The sequence below is a fragment of the Bacillus cereus G9842 genome, from assembly GCF_000021305.1.
Taxonomy (GTDB): domain Bacteria; phylum Bacillota; class Bacilli; order Bacillales; family Bacillaceae_G; genus Bacillus_A; species Bacillus_A thuringiensis_S.
The window spans coordinates 3648759-3663290 of record NC_011772.1 but is presented as its reverse complement, the minus strand read 5'-3'; the positions used below and the strand labels follow the sequence as shown (position 1 = coordinate 3663290).

The window sequence follows — 14532 nt, the reverse complement described above, 5'->3', positions numbered from 1 at the left end:
TCGGTCACAATTAGCATAAACATAAAATAGACGAAATGAACTTATTTCCAAAAAAGCTTAGTTCATTCCAATCATGATTCGTAGAGCTGCAAAAGCATGGATTAAAAGTTCACTATATTTTCAAGGAGGTAGATCGTATGAAAACTATTCTTGCTATCGCTGGGCTTATTTGGGTTTTATCACATGGAATTCCAATTTATGAAGGAGAACAAATTCGCAGTGCTCTGAATAAAAATTTTAATGAATATCATGTTATTGATCGGCAAGATAATGTTGTGACAGTTCGTGTAAATGACTGTTTTCATACGGTAACCGTGGAAGGAACTTCAGTAGTGAATGATGAAAAAGTATGTGATCAGCAATAATTATATATAGAAGGAAAAAAGTCTCAATTTATACACGTATAAATTGAGACTTTTGTATTTATGGATGAATAATAAGAGGGGATGGATAATCCCCTCTTATTATTTTTTTGAAAAAAGGAAAGGGTATCATGATAATTGAGGCTGAGAAGCTAATAAGTTGTTAAGAATAGGCATAAAGTGTAAATATACTCTTATGGGGTATCATGCGTAGATATTTAATGCTATAATTGGTATACTCATAAAAACAATTGTTTTATTGGATGAAGAGAAACTTTAAGAAGGTGATAATATGGATCATAAAGAGAATGAAGCAGTAACACATAGATCAGAAAAAGAAAAAGAACAGATTATAAATAGATTAAAGAGAATTGAAGGACAGGTTCGCGGTATTCAAAATATGATTGAAAATGATCGTTATTGCGTGGATATTTTAGTGCAAATTTCAGCGATTAATGCAGCGATGAAAAAAGTAGGAATGGGCGTTCTCAAAAATCATACGAGTCATTGTGTTTCAGGAGCTATTAAAAATGGAAATGGTGACGAAGCAATTGAAGAATTAATGACAGTATTTGAACGTTTTTCAAAAGCGTAAAAACAAGCTAGTATTTAACTGGCTTGTTTTTTTGTTTACTCTTATATTGGATTTTGGTGTATTGTAGTGAAAAAGTGTGTGTAAAATAAACTTTTAGAAAATAATTGAAAAATCATGATATAAAACCATTGATTACCTTAGGGGGGTATGGTAAGATGTAATTGTGATTAACAAACAATGAATAAACAAGAGGAGGATTTTAAATGGAACAGTTAACATTACAAGTTGAAGGTATGTCTTGTGGACATTGTGTAAATGCTATCGAAAGCAGTGTGAAAGAGCTAAACGGTGTTGAACAAGTGAAGGTTCAATTAGCAGAAGGAACTGTTGAAGTTACTATCGATTCGTCTGCTGTAACATTAAAAGATATCGTTGCTGTAATCGAAGATCAAGGATACGATGTTCAATAATTATTTTTAGATATGGAGATAAATCGTACTTTAAATGAAGTACGATTTATTTTGCTAATAATTATACCTCATAAGGGTATATAGAGGTGAGAGACATGAATGAAAAAAAAGAGGCCAATCTTCAAATATCAGGAATGACATGTGCGGCATGTGCAAATAGAATTGAAAAAGGTCTAAAAAAAGTAGAAGGTGTTCATGAGGCAAATGTAAATTTTGCGCTTGAAAAAACAAAAATAATGTACGATCCAACTAAAACAAATCCGCAACAATTTAAAGAAAAAGTTGAATCGTTAGGATATGGAATTGTAAGTGATAAAGCTGAATTTACTGTTTCAGGAATGACATGTGCAGCATGTGCAAATAGAGTTGAAAAGCGTTTAAATAAGTTAGATGGTGTGAACAAGGCGACAGTAAATTTTGCTTTAGAATCAGCCACAGTAGACTTTAATCCTGATGAAGTTAATGTAAATGAAATGAAGAGCGTGATTACGAAGCTAGGATATAAATTAGAAGTGAAACCAGATGATCAAGATGCATCAACTGATCATCGATTACAAGAAATTGAGCGACAAAAGAAGAAGTTTATTATTTCGTTTATTTTATCTTTCCCATTATTGTGGGCAATGGTTAGTCATTTCTCATTTACTTCGTTTATTTATTTACCAGATATGTTAATGAACCCTTGGGTGCAACTAACACTTGCAACTCCTGTTCAATTTATCATTGGTGGACAGTTTTATGTTGGGGCTTATAAAGCGTTACGCAATAAAAGTGCTAATATGGATGTTCTCGTGGCGCTTGGAACGTCGGCCGCCTATTTCTATAGTGTATATTTAAGTATTCAATCTATTGGTTCTTCGGAACATATGACAGATTTATATTTTGAAACGAGTGCGGTACTTATTACATTAATTATTTTAGGTAAATTATTTGAAGCGAAAGCAAAAGGGCGCTCATCAGAAGCGATTAAAAAATTGATGGGTTTACAAGCGAAGACAGCTACAGTTGTGCGAGATGGAACAGAAATAAAAATTTTGATTGAAGAAGTAGTAGCTGGTGATATCGTCTATGTAAAGCCTGGTGAAAAAATCCCAGTAGATGGGGAAATTGTAGAAGGAAAGTCAGCGATAGATGAATCGATGTTAACAGGCGAAAGTATTCCGGTTGATAAAACAATTGGAGATGGAGTAATCGGTTCTACAATAAATAAAAATGGGTTTTTAAAAGTGAAAGCCACTAAGGTAGGCAGAGATACTGCATTAGCTCAAATTATTAAAGTAGTAGAAGAGGCTCAAGGTTCAAAAGCTCCTATTCAAAGGGTAGCAGATCAAATTTCAGGTATTTTCGTACCAGTTGTAGTTGTGATTGCAATTATCACATTTGCAGTGTGGATGCTATTTGTTACACCTGGTGATTTTGGCGGAGCACTTGAGAAAATGATTGCCGTACTTGTTATCGCTTGTCCGTGTGCATTAGGGCTTGCAACGCCTACATCTATTATGGCAGGATCAGGAAGATCGGCTGAGTATGGTATTTTATTTAAGGGCGGGGAGCATTTAGAAGCAACACACCGATTAGATACAGTTATTCTAGATAAAACAGGTACTGTGACAAACGGGAAGCCGGTGTTAACAGATGTAATTGTAGCAGATGGATTCCGTGAAGAAGAAATACTACGTTTAGTAGGGGCAGCAGAAAGAAATTCTGAACATCCACTTGCAGAAGCGATTGTAGAAGGAATTAAAGAAAAGAAAATTGATATCCCAAGTTCAGAAACGTTTGAAGCGATTCCAGGATTCGGTATCGAATCAGTTGTAGAAGGAAAACAATTATTAATTGGCACACGTCGATTAATGAAGGAATTCAATATTGATATTGAAGAAGTTTCTAAATCAATGGAAGCGCTAGAACGAGAAGGAAAAACAGCAATGCTTATTGCAATCGATAAAGAATATGCCGGTATAGTTGCCGTTGCAGATACTGTGAAAGATACTTCAAAAGCAGCTATCGCAAGACTGAAAAAAATGGGTCTAGACGTTGTGATGATTACAGGAGATAATACACAAACTGCTCAGGCGATTGCAAAGCAAGTTGGTATTGATCACGTAATTGCAGAAGTATTGCCAGAAGGAAAAGCAGAAGAAGTGAAAAAACTCCAAGCACAAGGTAAGAAAGTAGCAATGGTTGGAGATGGAATAAATGATGCTCCTGCTCTTGCTACGGCGGATATCGGTATGGCAATTGGAACAGGAACGGATGTAGCGATGGAAGCGGCAGATATTACGTTAATCCGTGGGGATTTAAATAGTATTGCTGATGCGATCTTTATGAGTAAAATGACGATAAGAAATATTAAACAAAATTTATTCTGGGCATTAGCTTATAACGCGTTAGGAATTCCAATCGCGGCATTAGGCTTCTTAGCACCTTGGGTTGCTGGAGCAGCGATGGCATTTAGTTCTGTATCCGTTGTATTAAATGCATTAAGATTACAAAGAGTTAAATTAAAGTCTTAAAAAGCTACATTAAAGTAATTGAATAGAATTAAAAAACAATACTTTGAATAAGTATTGTTTTTTTGTTCGTATAGAAATTAAAACGATATAATAAAGAAGAAATATGGAATCGTATGTAGTAGAAAAGTTAAGAGGTAGTTTGGTAAGGAGACTTATATATGTTAAAAGATATTATAGTTAGAACATTTCAGAAAGAAGATTTAGAGCAAGTATTACAATTTTTCTATGAGACAGTTCATACGGTTAATGCAAAAGATTATAATGAGTTACAGCTACAGGCGTGGGCACCAAATCGACTAGATAGAGAAAGCTGGTTAAAGTCTTTAGAGAAGAATATTAGTTATGTAGCGGATCATAACGGTGTGATATTGGGATTTAGGGATTATAACGATGATCATTACGTAGATCGTTTATTTACACATAAAGATTATCAAGGGAAAAGAGTCGCTTCATACATACTACAGATGTTAGAAAAAGAAGCAGTGAAATTGGGGCATAGGGAGATATATACAGAGGCGAGCATTACCGCAAAACCTTTTTTTTAAAGTAAAGGTTTTATTTGCATAAAAGAACAAAAGAAACAGCATAATGGTCAGATTTTTATTAATTATGTTATGAAAAAAATATCCTTCTCATAAATGAGAAGGATATTTTTCATTATTTTACAGCTTCTTTTAGTTCTTTACCAGCTTTGAAAGCAGGTACTTTAGAAGCTGCGATTTGCATTTCTTCACCAGTTTGTGGGTTACGGCCTGTACGAGCAGCTCTTTCGCGAACTTCGAATGTACCGAATCCGATAAGTTGTACTTTTTCACCAGCAGCTAAAGTGTTAGTGATTGATTCTACTACAGTTTGTACAACTACAGTAGCTTCTTTTTGAGAAATCTCAGCATTTTGTGCTACGTTTTTAATTAATTCTGTTTTGTTCATGTTTTTCACCTCATATGTAAATAATGCTATTTAAGTTGTTATTATAACGTATAAAACATTCGAGAACAAGTGTACGTACATATATTCGCAAAAAAAATGAAATTTGTAATATTTTTTAGGACACTTTATAGACATTCCATTTAAGCGGATAGAGATTTGTTCTTCATTTCAGTCTTCTCTTGATGAGAAGGTAGTTTCTTATTATAAGATATGAAGTAAGGTAGTGCTACAAATAACATACCCCCTACTAAATTTCCAAAGAAAACAAAAATAAAGTTTGGAAAATATTCAGCCCAAGTGAAATGACCGGCAAAAATCGCAGCTGGGATGACAAACATATTGGCTACAACGTGTTGAAATCCAATCGCAACAAAAGTCATAACTGGGAACCAAATACCGATAATCTTTCCGATAAATTCTTTACTTCCCATACTGAGCCAAACAGCTAAACAAACGAGCCAATTACATCCGATTGCAGAAATAAATGCTTGCAATGGTGTATCTTGTAGTTTCGCTTGAGCGATAGAAATAGTTTTCGCTAAAAAAGCTCCTTCAGTTAAGCCGACGATATGACCGAAAAAATAGGCTACGAATACAGCTCCTATGAAATTGCTAAATGTAACAATAACTAAATTTCGTATGAAATAAAATAAAGTAATTTTCTTTTGGAACCAGGCCATAGAAACTGTCATCATGTTACCAGTAACTAGTTCACCGCCTGCAAGAATAACGAGAATAAGACCAATAGGGAATACAGCAGCGCCTAGAAAACTAGAAAATGATCCCCAATATTTTGGCATTGTCCCAATAACATGAATATCGAGTAAATACCCTAATGAGATAAAAGCACCACCAAAAAAACCAAGAATTAGCATAGGGAGCAATGATAAATGACCTTTTTTCCTTCCTGAATTCGCAGCAAGTTTCGTAATTTCTTCTGGTGTAAATACAGACATGAATAACCCCTCCGTAATAAAATGATGGAATGAATAGAAAAAATTCAAAAATCTACGTATTATAAAAATATGTTATGACTTCTGTATAAAATTGTCAAAGTGAATAGAGAGGGAACGACATATTGATAACATTGTTCATGTTGTCACATTAATGTAACAATAAGGATTTAAAGTGTTTCTAGAGGTGAAAACATGAATACGAATCATGTAAAAAAAGAACGAAAAAAATCAATCGTAAAGATATTTATTATTATTTTTATAAGTATATTAATGATACCAGTAAGTTTGTATTATTATGCGACAGAAATAGAACGAAAATTAGTAACAGTTACGTGGAATGAAATAGAAGCTTCTGCAATTCCTAAAGAATTTAATAATAAAAAAATATTACAGTTTTCAGATGTACATTTAGGACCAGAGTTTACACTGAAACAACTTGAACATTTAGTGGAGAAGATGAATGAATTACATCCAGATATAGTAGTTTTTACTGGAGATTTAATAGATAAATTTGGGTCTTATAGTGCGGAAAGAGAAGAAGCGAAGGCTATTTTGCAGAAAATTTACGCTCCCTTAGGGAAATATGCTGTGTTTGGGAATCATGATAGGGGCGGGGGCGGTAGTTTATTTTACAAAAAATATATGGAGGAAGCTGGTTTTTCTGTATTAGTAAATGAAGTGCAGAAAATTAAAGTGGAAAACGGCAAATATATTACAATATCAGGTTTGGATGATTTTCTATTAGGGAAGCCGCAAATAGATTCAACTTTAAAAAACTTGAAACAAAATGATTTCAACATGTTATTAGTACATGAGCCGGATGTTGTAACCAAAATCAATCGTTACCCAGTTGATCTTCAACTGTCAGGACATAGTCACGGAGGACAAGTCCAAATTCCTTTTGTAGGTCCGTTAATTACTACCAAACTAGCTGAGAACTATGTTGAAGGTATGTATGAAGTAGAGGGGAAGAGTAAGCCGTTATATTTATATGTAAATCGTGGCATTGGGACTACTAGGATGCCTGTTAGATTTTGGAGTGTACCTGAACTTTCAATTTTTGTGTTGAAGCAAAATAGTGACTAGAATAGTAGGAGGACTTTTAGAGAAAGTTCTCTTTTTTTAATGGTTAAATACTGAATATTATGTAAGTTTCGTTTAAAGTGTTAAATAAAGAAAGGGGAATTTCTAGGATAGAAACATGGCATAAAGAATTGGAAAGTTTATATAACCAAATAGTTTCATGACGAAGAGATTTTCATCAATATCCAGAGCTATCGTTTCAAGAAATAGAAACGCCGAGAAAAATAGCTGAAATCTTAAAAAGTTTTCATATTGATGTGAAAACAAATATCGGGAGCAGAGGAGTAATCGGCGTAATTGAAGGTGGAAGACCTGGGAAGACGATAGCGCTACGTGCTGATTTTGATGAACAAGCAATGTTAATTGGTGGTAAATTACTTTTAAGTCTTGTGAATAGTTATGTAAGAGATGAAAAAGAATCTCTTCATCATGTAGAAGTGAAAAAGTAATTTACATAAATAAAAAACAACAATAGGTTATGTAACCTATTGTTGTTTTTTATTATTTTTGCAAGGAAAGATTATCAAAATATGTTCTGTAAGTATTAGAGAATTCAAAGTTGTTTTTTGCATCCCAATTAATAGACCAAGACATTAGGCCGCGGAATGCAGGATAGCCACTCTGATTTGAAAGTTTATACTTTCCTCCGAAAGGAATGCCCTTAATGATATAATCTAAAGCTTTTTTCATTTCAGTTGGAGAAATGTACCCGCCACTTGGAGCGGCCGCTGGAGCTGCAGGAAGTCCAATTATGACTTGATCCGAACGAAGAGCTGGGAAAATGTTATTTGCATTACCACCTACAGGAAAACCATGTAAGAGCATATCCGCCATAGCGACTTCGTAGTCTGCAGTACCTTGATTGTAGTTATTACCGTCCATTCCAATCCCGCTACCAGCATTGTAGTGTTGAACGTGAATGTATGTTAGTTTATCTTTCACTCCATAAATAATTGGTAAATATGCACCCCAGATGCTTCCGTATGCGCTATAACCGCCTTGAACATAAGCTGTTTCAGGAGCCATGCTTAATAGAAAATCTGGACCATAATGATCTGAGATTGTTCGAATAGCTGATATAAGATTTACGATTTGAGGAGTAGTTGGGTTTTTGAAATTAGTGTCATTTCCGTTTAAGTAAATACCCGATTCAAGGTCAATATCTATTCCATCAAAATCATATTTATCAATCAGAGATTGTATGGAATTAATAAAACGTTGCTTAGCGGCATTGTCAGGGAGTAAAACGACCCCATTTTGTCCACCTATTGAAAGAACTACTTTCTTTCCTTTACTTTTTAAATAAGAAATATCTGATTTGAATTCTGCATCTGTACCATATACAGGGGAAAATTCAACAGTGGAACGATCACCACCAGTTTCACCGAAAGATACATTGATTACATCCCATTTTGGTGAAACGTCTCTTAATTTAATAATGCCAGTACCGTTATCGAAGTTATGCCAGTATCCAACGAGTAATTTTGAACCTAAATTGTTTGCTGCTTGTGTTTGGAAAGGGGATAGCGGTAGTAGTAAGAACATTACTAAAATACAACAAAAAAATTTGAACTTGTTTAACATATTAACACTCCTATACAAAAAGTTGTCTAGATGTATAATCTTGTTTATTTAATGATATCTGAAAATTCTTTCTTTTGTAAGAGGACTATAATTTTCTCAACAATTGTGTATGGGAAAGTATTAAACCTAATGAAATAATTTTTGAAGGAGATTGAATTGCAATTGTTAAATTCAGAATATTTTGATATATTTTAAAGTATAGGACAAAATCTTTCGCACAGTACTCTTACATAAATTTCAAATTTAGTTTGGAAGGGGATGTACAAGAGTTGGATAAAAATCTTAAGAAAGACCTCAAAATACGCCACATTACAATGATCTCAATTGGTGGCGTAATAGGAGCTGGTTTGTTTGTTGGAAGTGGTGCGGTTGTGCATTCGGCAGGACCTGGTTCTATCGTTTCATATGCATTAGCAGGGCTTCTAGTTATTTTCGTTATGAGAATGCTGGGGGAAATGGCAGCTATTAATCCGACAAGTGGTTCATTTGCAACATATGCAAGAGAAGCAATTGGTCCATGGGCAGGTTATACAATTGGGTGGCTATATTGGTTTTTCTGGGTAATTGTTATTGCAATAGAAGCTACAGCAGGTGCTGGTATTATTCAATACTGGATTCCGGAAATCCCACTCTGGTTATTAAGCTTAATATTAACGATTTTATTAACGTTGACGAATGTTTTCTCGGTGAAATCATTTGGAGAATTTGAATATTGGTTTTCATTTATTAAAGTAATAAGTATTGTTTTGTTCCTTTGCTTAGGTCTTGCTGTTATTTTAGGATTTGTACCAGGAACGGAAGCACCTGGCACTTCGAATTTAGTAGGGCAAGGAGGATTTATGCCAAATGGTATAAGTTCGGTGTTACTTGGAATTACCGTCGTTATATTTTCATTTATGGGATCAGAGATTGTTGCTGTAGCCGCTGGAGAGTCTGCCGAACCTGTAAAAGCAGTAAAAACAGCAACAAATAGTGTGATTTGGCGTATTCTCGTATTTTTCATTGGATCGATCGCTGTAGTTGTTACACTCCTTCCGTGGAATTCAGCGAACATACTAAAAAGCCCATTTGTGGCGGTATTGGAACATATAGGGATACCAGCGGCAGCACAAATTATGAATTTTATCGTTTTAACAGCTGTACTTTCTTGTTTAAATTCGGGTTTATATACGAACTCAAGAATGCTTTTTTCAATGGCAGAAAGAGGAGATGCACCAAAGGCATTTTTGAAATTGAATAGTAGTGGTGTTCCGGTTCGGGCGGTTTTATTTGGAACTTTCTTTGCTTACATTGGAGTTGTTTTTAGTTACATATCTCCAGATAAAGTATTTTTATTTTTAGTGAATGCATCTGGCGGTATTGCATTACTCGTTTATCTCGTTATAGCAATTTCACATTTCAAGATACGTAAAAAAATGGGGAAAGCAGAACAACAAAATTTGAAAGTGAAGATGTGGCTTTTTCCATATGTAACATATGTTACAATTGCTGCGATTATAGCAGTTTTAGTTGCAATGATCGCAATTGAATCTTTACGTTCACAGGCACTATTAACGATACTTGTTACTCTTCTTATAATAATTTCTTATTTTATTTTTAATAGAAATAAAAATAGTACAGTATTGAATTCCGAAAGTAAAAATGAGGAATCTGTTCGATTCTAATTTCTTGTTTTAGAAGAGAGTTACACCCAATCATTGCTATAAAAGAATCATATATAATCATAGAAACAAGTAATTACTATTGTCATAGTGAATATAAACTTTTTTCTTGACTTTTTATACGAAGGCGAGCAGAATGGTAAAAAAGGAAGGGGGGGATGATGTTGGAAGAGTACGTATTAGAGCTGTATAACTTGTTATATACGACAGAATGGCAAGATATTGTTTCGTTTCTAGGAATAGTATTTTGCATGAAAATTGTAATTGTATATATGGAAGAGCAAGGTATGTTCTATTCCTTCTCATCTCCGTTCGATGTGCAGCGCGAGCCGTTGCTAAACTATGCCAATGTGAATTACGAACAATTTCCTTTTGTACTATTCTTTATGATTCGATTTATAACAGCAATTGTAAAGAAGAAGGAAAGTGATGATGAAGAGTGCCACGCAACTTGTAAGGTAGCTAACGTTTTTTAAGCTAAATACAAGGAGGAGATTTATATGTGGTTTCGATTTCTTATGATTGGTTTCTTTTCATTAACAGCAATTTCATTAATGGGATATCAAGTGTCTGAAATTTTTCAAGCATATAGCGATACATTTTTTAACAAAAATTAATCGCGTTGCTATTTGAATAATAAAGCGATAAAATCCTTCTTAAGAAGTTTTATTAAGAAGGATTTTTTTCTTTGTCTTGTCTTGCTGTGTCAAACTATTGTCACATTTACACTGTGAATAATATGTTAAAATAGTGAGGTTATGTATACATACTCGAAGGAAGAGGGAGTGACCATTTTGGTGGATCAATCAACAAATCAGAAAAGCTATGCTCCTATTGTGATAACGCTTTCTGTAATTGTAAATGCGATTATTTTATTTTTGTTCTTTGGACCTGTTGGCTATGAAGGAGAAGTACATTTTGATGTAACAATTTTACCAATGTTAAATGCGATTTTTAATAGCTTTACGTTCGTATTCTTATTAGCAGCTTTATACTCTATTATTAAAAAGAATGTGAAAATGCACCGTGGTTTTATCCTCGCAGCATTTACAACGACGTTGCTATTTTGTGTTTCTTATTTATCGTATCATTACTTGGCGCCAGCAACACATTTTGGCGGAGAAGGATTCATTAAATATGTGTATTTCATCATTTTAATTACACATATTATCCTAGCAGCAATTATTGTACCACTTGCATTGTTTGCACTTGTATTTGGTTTTACAAATCAATTAACACGTCACCGTAAAATTGTACGTTGGACGATGCCAATTTGGTTATATGTAAGTTTATCTGGTGTTATTGTTTACTTAATGATCTCACCTTATTATCAATAAAAGTCTCAGCCCTTAGGCTGGGGCTTTTTTGTTAAGCAAATCTTTTTGTGAAATGAAAAAAATATGGTATACAAAAGTATAGTTGCTTTTCATATAGAAGGGATGGTAAAGAAATATGCAAAATTTTGTATTTCGTAATCCAACGAAACTTATTTTCGGTAAAAATCAATTAGAACAGTTAAAAACTGAAATTCCACAGTTTGGTAAGAAGGTTCTTCTCGTATATGGAGGAGGCAGTATTAAAAGAAACGGTATTTATGATAATGTAATTTCTATTTTAAAGGATATTAATGCAGAAGTATTTGAATTGACGGGTGTTGAACCGAATCCTCGTGTATCAACTGTAAAGAAAGGGATTCAAATTTGTAAAGATAATGGAGTTGAATTTATTTTAGCAGTTGGTGGAGGAAGTGTAATTGACTGTACGAAAGCGATTGCTGCTGGTAGCAAATATGATGGAGATGTATGGGATATTGTAACGAAAAAAGCATTTGCTAGTGAGGCATTACCATTTGGCACTGTACTTACTCTTGCTGCGACAGGTTCTGAAATGAATGCAGGCTCGGTAATTACAAATTGGGAAACGAATGAAAAGTATGGATGGGGAAGCCCAGTTACATTCCCGCAGTTTTCAATTTTAGATCCAGTTCATACTGCATCTGTACCGAGAGATCAAACGATTTATGGTATGGTAGATATTATGTCACATGTATTAGAACAATATTTCCATCATGGAACGAATACAGAACTACAAGACCGTTATTGTGAATCTGTTTTAAGAACAGTCATTGAAACAGCACCTAAGCTTTTAAGTGATTTAGAAAATTATGAGCATAGGGAAACAATTTTATATTGCGGAACGATGGCGTTAAATGGCATTTTAGCGATGGGAGTAAGAGGTGACTGGGCAACTCATAATATTGAACATGCAGTTTCTGCTGTTCATGATATACCGCATGGAGGTGGGCTTGCGATTTTATTCCCGAACTGGATGAAACATGTTGTAGAGGAAAATGTAAGTCGTTTTAAACAGTTCGCTATTCGTGTATTTGATATAGAAACAGATGGCAAAACAGATAAAGAAGTGGCGTTAGAAGGAATTGAGGCACTGCGTCAATTTTGGACTTCAATTGAAGCGCCAGCAACATTAGCTGATTACGGTATTGGAGAAAATGAAATTGATATAATGGCTAATAAAGCGATGGTGTATGGTGAATTTGGTAACTTTAAAAAATTAAATAAAGATGATGTTCTAAGTATATATAAAGCTTCTTTATAAGTGAATTTAGAAAAGAAACCTATTTGATTGTTTGATCGAATAGGTTTCTTTTTTGTTTTTTATAAGCGTTTATGAATGTTTATGATTATTTTTGATTGTTTATGGTTGATTTTTGTGACCGTTTTCATTATACTGTAATCAAAGAAGAGGTGAATAAAATGTTAACTCCTGAACGTCATCAAATGATATTGCAACTTGTAAAAGAACAGAAAGTTGTAAAATTACAGCAATTAGTTGAAAGAACAGAAAGCTCTGAGTCGACAATTCGCCGTGATTTAGCACAATTGGAAAAGCAAAGGTTATTAAAAAGAGTTCATGGTGGTGCCGCTGTTTTAACAGGAAAAGGGCAAGAACCAACGATGGTTGAAAAATCATCCAAAAACATTCAAATAAAACAACAAATTGCTAATTATGCGGCTAGCGTTGTTGAACAAGGTGATTGTATTTATTTAGATGCAGGGAGTACAACATTTGAAATGATTCCATTTTTAATCAATAAAGATGTTACTGTCGTTACGAATGGACTTATGCATATTGAAGCTTTAGTTGAAAATAATATTCGTGCGTATTTACTAGGCGGAATGATGAAGAGTAGGACGAAAGCTTTAATCGGTGCTATGGCACAGGAAAGTATGCAGAAGTATCGCTTTGATAAATGTTTTTTAGGTGCAAATGGTGTACATGAACAGCTTGGCTTTACAACGCCAGATCCAGAAGAAGCGCTCCTAAAACAAATGGCATTAACATTAGCAAACGAAGGATATTTCTTAATTGATGAAAGTAAGTTTTCAGAAGTTGCGTTTGCGAAAATTGCAAATGTTGAAGATGCAAATATTATTACAAACCATTTAGAAATTGATTTAGAAAAATATAAAAAACAAACCAATGTAATTGAGGCTGATAAACAATGATCTATACAGTTACTTTAAACCCATCTATTGATTATGTAGTGCAAGTTCCTTCTTTTGATTTAGGAACAATAAATCGAGCGGAGAAAGATATGAAGTTTCCTGGAGGAAAAGGAATTAATGTTTCTCGTGTTCTTCAGCGTTTAGGTGTTAAAAATATAGCACTTGGATTTACTGGTGGATTTACTGGTCAATTTATTAAAGAGGTATTACAGACGGAAGGTGTAACAACAAACTTCGTCCAAGTAGATGAAGATACTCGCATTAATGTGAAAATAAAAGGGAAAGAAGAAACAGAATTAAATGGCCAAGGTCCTATTGTAACAAAAGAGCAGTTCGAACAGTTAATGAAAAAAATTGAGAGTATGCAACCTGGAGATTGTGTTGTACTCGCTGGGAGTGTACCAGTCTCTATTCCAAGTACCTTTTACGAATCAATTGCTGCGTTTGGAGCTGAAAAAGGTATTCGTGTAGTAGTAGATGCAAGTGGAAGTGCACTGCAACATGTAATTAAAAATAAGCCGTTTTTAATTAAGCCAAACCACCATGAACTTGGTGAGTTGTTTGGAGTGGAGCTTTCAACAGTAGAAGACATTTTACCTTATGGAAGAAAATTAATTGAACAAGGTGTAAAACACGTTATCGTATCGATGGCTGGAGAGGGAGCTTTATTATTTACGGCAGAAGGTATATATGAAGCGACTGTTCCAAAAGGTGTTGTAATTAATTCAGTTGGGGCCGGAGATTCTCTTGTTGCAGGGTTTGTAGGCAAATATGAACAGACAAAAGATATTGAAAAGGCATTTCAATACGGCGTTGCAACAGGGAGTGCAACAGCATTTTCAGCTGATTTATGTAAGAAGGAAAAAGTAGAAGAATTATTGTCGCAAGTAATTGTAGCTAAGCGATAG

Annotated in this window: 14 protein-coding genes and 2 pseudogenes; 13 read left to right on the top strand and 3 right to left on the bottom strand. The window is 34.2% G+C overall.

Annotated features, from left to right (window positions below; genetic code table 11):
* The first annotated feature begins 137 nt into the window (after positions 1-137).
* The 5 genes and pseudogenes from BCG9842_RS18300 to BCG9842_RS18280 all read left to right on the top strand — a co-directional run bounded on the left by BCG9842_RS18300 (position 138) and on the right by BCG9842_RS18280 (position 4521).
* Complete coding sequence (locus tag BCG9842_RS18300) at positions 138-365, top strand: hypothetical protein (RefSeq protein WP_000849105.1); 228 nt, start codon at positions 138-140, stop codon at positions 363-365.
* Between the two features lie 289 nt (positions 366-654).
* The gene (locus BCG9842_RS18295) at positions 655-957 is read left to right on the top strand and encodes a metal-sensing transcriptional repressor (RefSeq protein WP_000349643.1); all 303 of its coding nucleotides are present in this window, start codon (positions 655-657) and stop codon (positions 955-957) included.
* A 203-nt stretch (positions 958-1160) separates the two neighbouring features.
* Positions 1161-1367: a copper chaperone CopZ gene (gene copZ, locus BCG9842_RS18290; RefSeq protein ID WP_000436973.1), complete on the top strand. Its 207-nt coding sequence runs from the start codon at positions 1161-1163 to the stop codon at positions 1365-1367.
* A 95-nt stretch (positions 1368-1462) separates the two neighbouring features.
* Positions 1463-3883 (top strand): heavy metal translocating P-type ATPase, encoded by a 2421-nt coding sequence (locus BCG9842_RS18285; protein WP_001003184.1) that lies wholly within the window; start codon positions 1463-1465, stop codon positions 3881-3883.
* Between the two features lie 158 nt (positions 3884-4041).
* Positions 4042-4521 (top strand): annotated as a pseudogene (locus tag BCG9842_RS18280) (GNAT family N-acetyltransferase).
* A gap of 19 nt (positions 4522-4540) precedes the next feature.
* Here the strand turns inward: BCG9842_RS18280 and BCG9842_RS18275 are convergent.
* Positions 4541-4813 (bottom strand): HU family DNA-binding protein, encoded by a 273-nt coding sequence (locus BCG9842_RS18275; RefSeq protein ID WP_001043904.1) that lies wholly within the window; start codon positions 4811-4813, stop codon positions 4541-4543.
* Positions 4814-4953: 140 nt separating this feature from the next.
* Complete coding sequence (locus BCG9842_RS18270) at positions 4954-5769, bottom strand: formate/nitrite transporter family protein (protein WP_000110552.1); 816 nt, start codon at positions 5767-5769, stop codon at positions 4954-4956.
* A 192-nt stretch (positions 5770-5961) separates the two neighbouring features.
* On the opposite strand from BCG9842_RS18270, the gene BCG9842_RS18265 reads away from it, so the two are divergent.
* Both BCG9842_RS18265 and BCG9842_RS31680 read left to right on the top strand, forming a co-directional pair.
* Positions 5962-6855, top strand: coding sequence for a metallophosphoesterase (locus BCG9842_RS18265; protein WP_001095333.1), 894 nt, complete (start codon positions 5962-5964; stop codon positions 6853-6855).
* Between the two features lie 107 nt (positions 6856-6962).
* Positions 6963-7199, top strand: a pseudogene (locus BCG9842_RS31680) (amidohydrolase); the annotation flags it as partial.
* Positions 7200-7353: 154 nt separating this feature from the next.
* Here the strand turns inward: BCG9842_RS31680 and BCG9842_RS18255 are convergent.
* Positions 7354-8436, bottom strand: a complete 1083-nt coding sequence (locus tag BCG9842_RS18255) for a chitinase (protein ID WP_000932446.1) — start codon at positions 8434-8436, stop codon at positions 7354-7356.
* 269 nt (positions 8437-8705) lie between these two features.
* On the opposite strand from BCG9842_RS18255, the gene gabP reads away from it, so the two are divergent.
* From gabP to pfkB, 6 genes are all read left to right on the top strand, one after another.
* The gene (gabP, locus tag BCG9842_RS18250) at positions 8706-10100 is read left to right on the top strand and encodes a GABA permease (RefSeq protein ID WP_000360100.1); all 1395 of its coding nucleotides are present in this window, start codon (positions 8706-8708) and stop codon (positions 10098-10100) included.
* Between the two features lie 158 nt (positions 10101-10258).
* Positions 10259-10573: a hypothetical protein gene (locus BCG9842_RS18245; protein WP_002162598.1), complete on the top strand. Its 315-nt coding sequence runs from the start codon at positions 10259-10261 to the stop codon at positions 10571-10573.
* A gap of 318 nt (positions 10574-10891) precedes the next feature.
* Positions 10892-11434 carry a DUF420 domain-containing protein gene (locus BCG9842_RS18235; RefSeq protein WP_000228316.1) on the top strand — a complete coding sequence of 181 codons (543 nt, stop codon included), beginning with the start codon at positions 10892-10894 and terminating at the stop codon, positions 11432-11434.
* A gap of 115 nt (positions 11435-11549) precedes the next feature.
* Positions 11550-12713 carry an iron-containing alcohol dehydrogenase gene (locus tag BCG9842_RS18230; RefSeq protein ID WP_001179113.1) on the top strand — a complete coding sequence of 388 codons (1164 nt, stop codon included), beginning with the start codon at positions 11550-11552 and terminating at the stop codon, positions 12711-12713.
* A 158-nt stretch (positions 12714-12871) separates the two neighbouring features.
* Positions 12872-13624 carry a DeoR/GlpR family DNA-binding transcription regulator gene (locus tag BCG9842_RS18225; protein WP_000957288.1) on the top strand — a complete coding sequence of 251 codons (753 nt, stop codon included), beginning with the start codon at positions 12872-12874 and terminating at the stop codon, positions 13622-13624.
* Complete coding sequence (gene pfkB / locus BCG9842_RS18220; RefSeq protein ID WP_000640856.1) at positions 13621-14532, top strand: 1-phosphofructokinase; 912 nt, start codon at positions 13621-13623, stop codon at positions 14530-14532. Before BCG9842_RS18225 ends, pfkB begins: the two co-directional genes overlap by 4 nt.

Coding starts and splice junctions, on each gene's coding strand:
- BCG9842_RS18300 (WP_000849105.1), top strand. CDS start 138: ATGAAAACTATTCTTGCTATCGCTGGGCTTATTTGGGTTTTATCACAT.
- BCG9842_RS18295 (WP_000349643.1), top strand. CDS start 655: ATGGATCATAAAGAGAATGAAGCAGTAACACATAGATCAGAAAAAGAA.
- copZ (WP_000436973.1), top strand. CDS start 1,161: ATGGAACAGTTAACATTACAAGTTGAAGGTATGTCTTGTGGACATTGT.
- BCG9842_RS18285 (WP_001003184.1), top strand. CDS start 1,463: ATGAATGAAAAAAAAGAGGCCAATCTTCAAATATCAGGAATGACATGT.
- BCG9842_RS18275 (WP_001043904.1), bottom strand. CDS start 4,813: ATGAACAAAACAGAATTAATTAAAAACGTAGCACAAAATGCTGAGATT.
- BCG9842_RS18270 (WP_000110552.1), bottom strand. CDS start 5,769: ATGTCTGTATTTACACCAGAAGAAATTACGAAACTTGCTGCGAATTCA.
- BCG9842_RS18265 (WP_001095333.1), top strand. CDS start 5,962: ATGAATACGAATCATGTAAAAAAAGAACGAAAAAAATCAATCGTAAAG.
- BCG9842_RS18255 (WP_000932446.1), bottom strand. CDS start 8,436: ATGTTAAACAAGTTCAAATTTTTTTGTTGTATTTTAGTAATGTTCTTA.
- BCG9842_RS18245 (WP_002162598.1), top strand. CDS start 10,259: ATGTTGGAAGAGTACGTATTAGAGCTGTATAACTTGTTATATACGACA.
- BCG9842_RS18230 (WP_001179113.1), top strand. CDS start 11,550: ATGCAAAATTTTGTATTTCGTAATCCAACGAAACTTATTTTCGGTAAA.
- BCG9842_RS18225 (WP_000957288.1), top strand. CDS start 12,872: ATGTTAACTCCTGAACGTCATCAAATGATATTGCAACTTGTAAAAGAA.
- pfkB (WP_000640856.1), top strand. CDS start 13,621: ATGATCTATACAGTTACTTTAAACCCATCTATTGATTATGTAGTGCAA.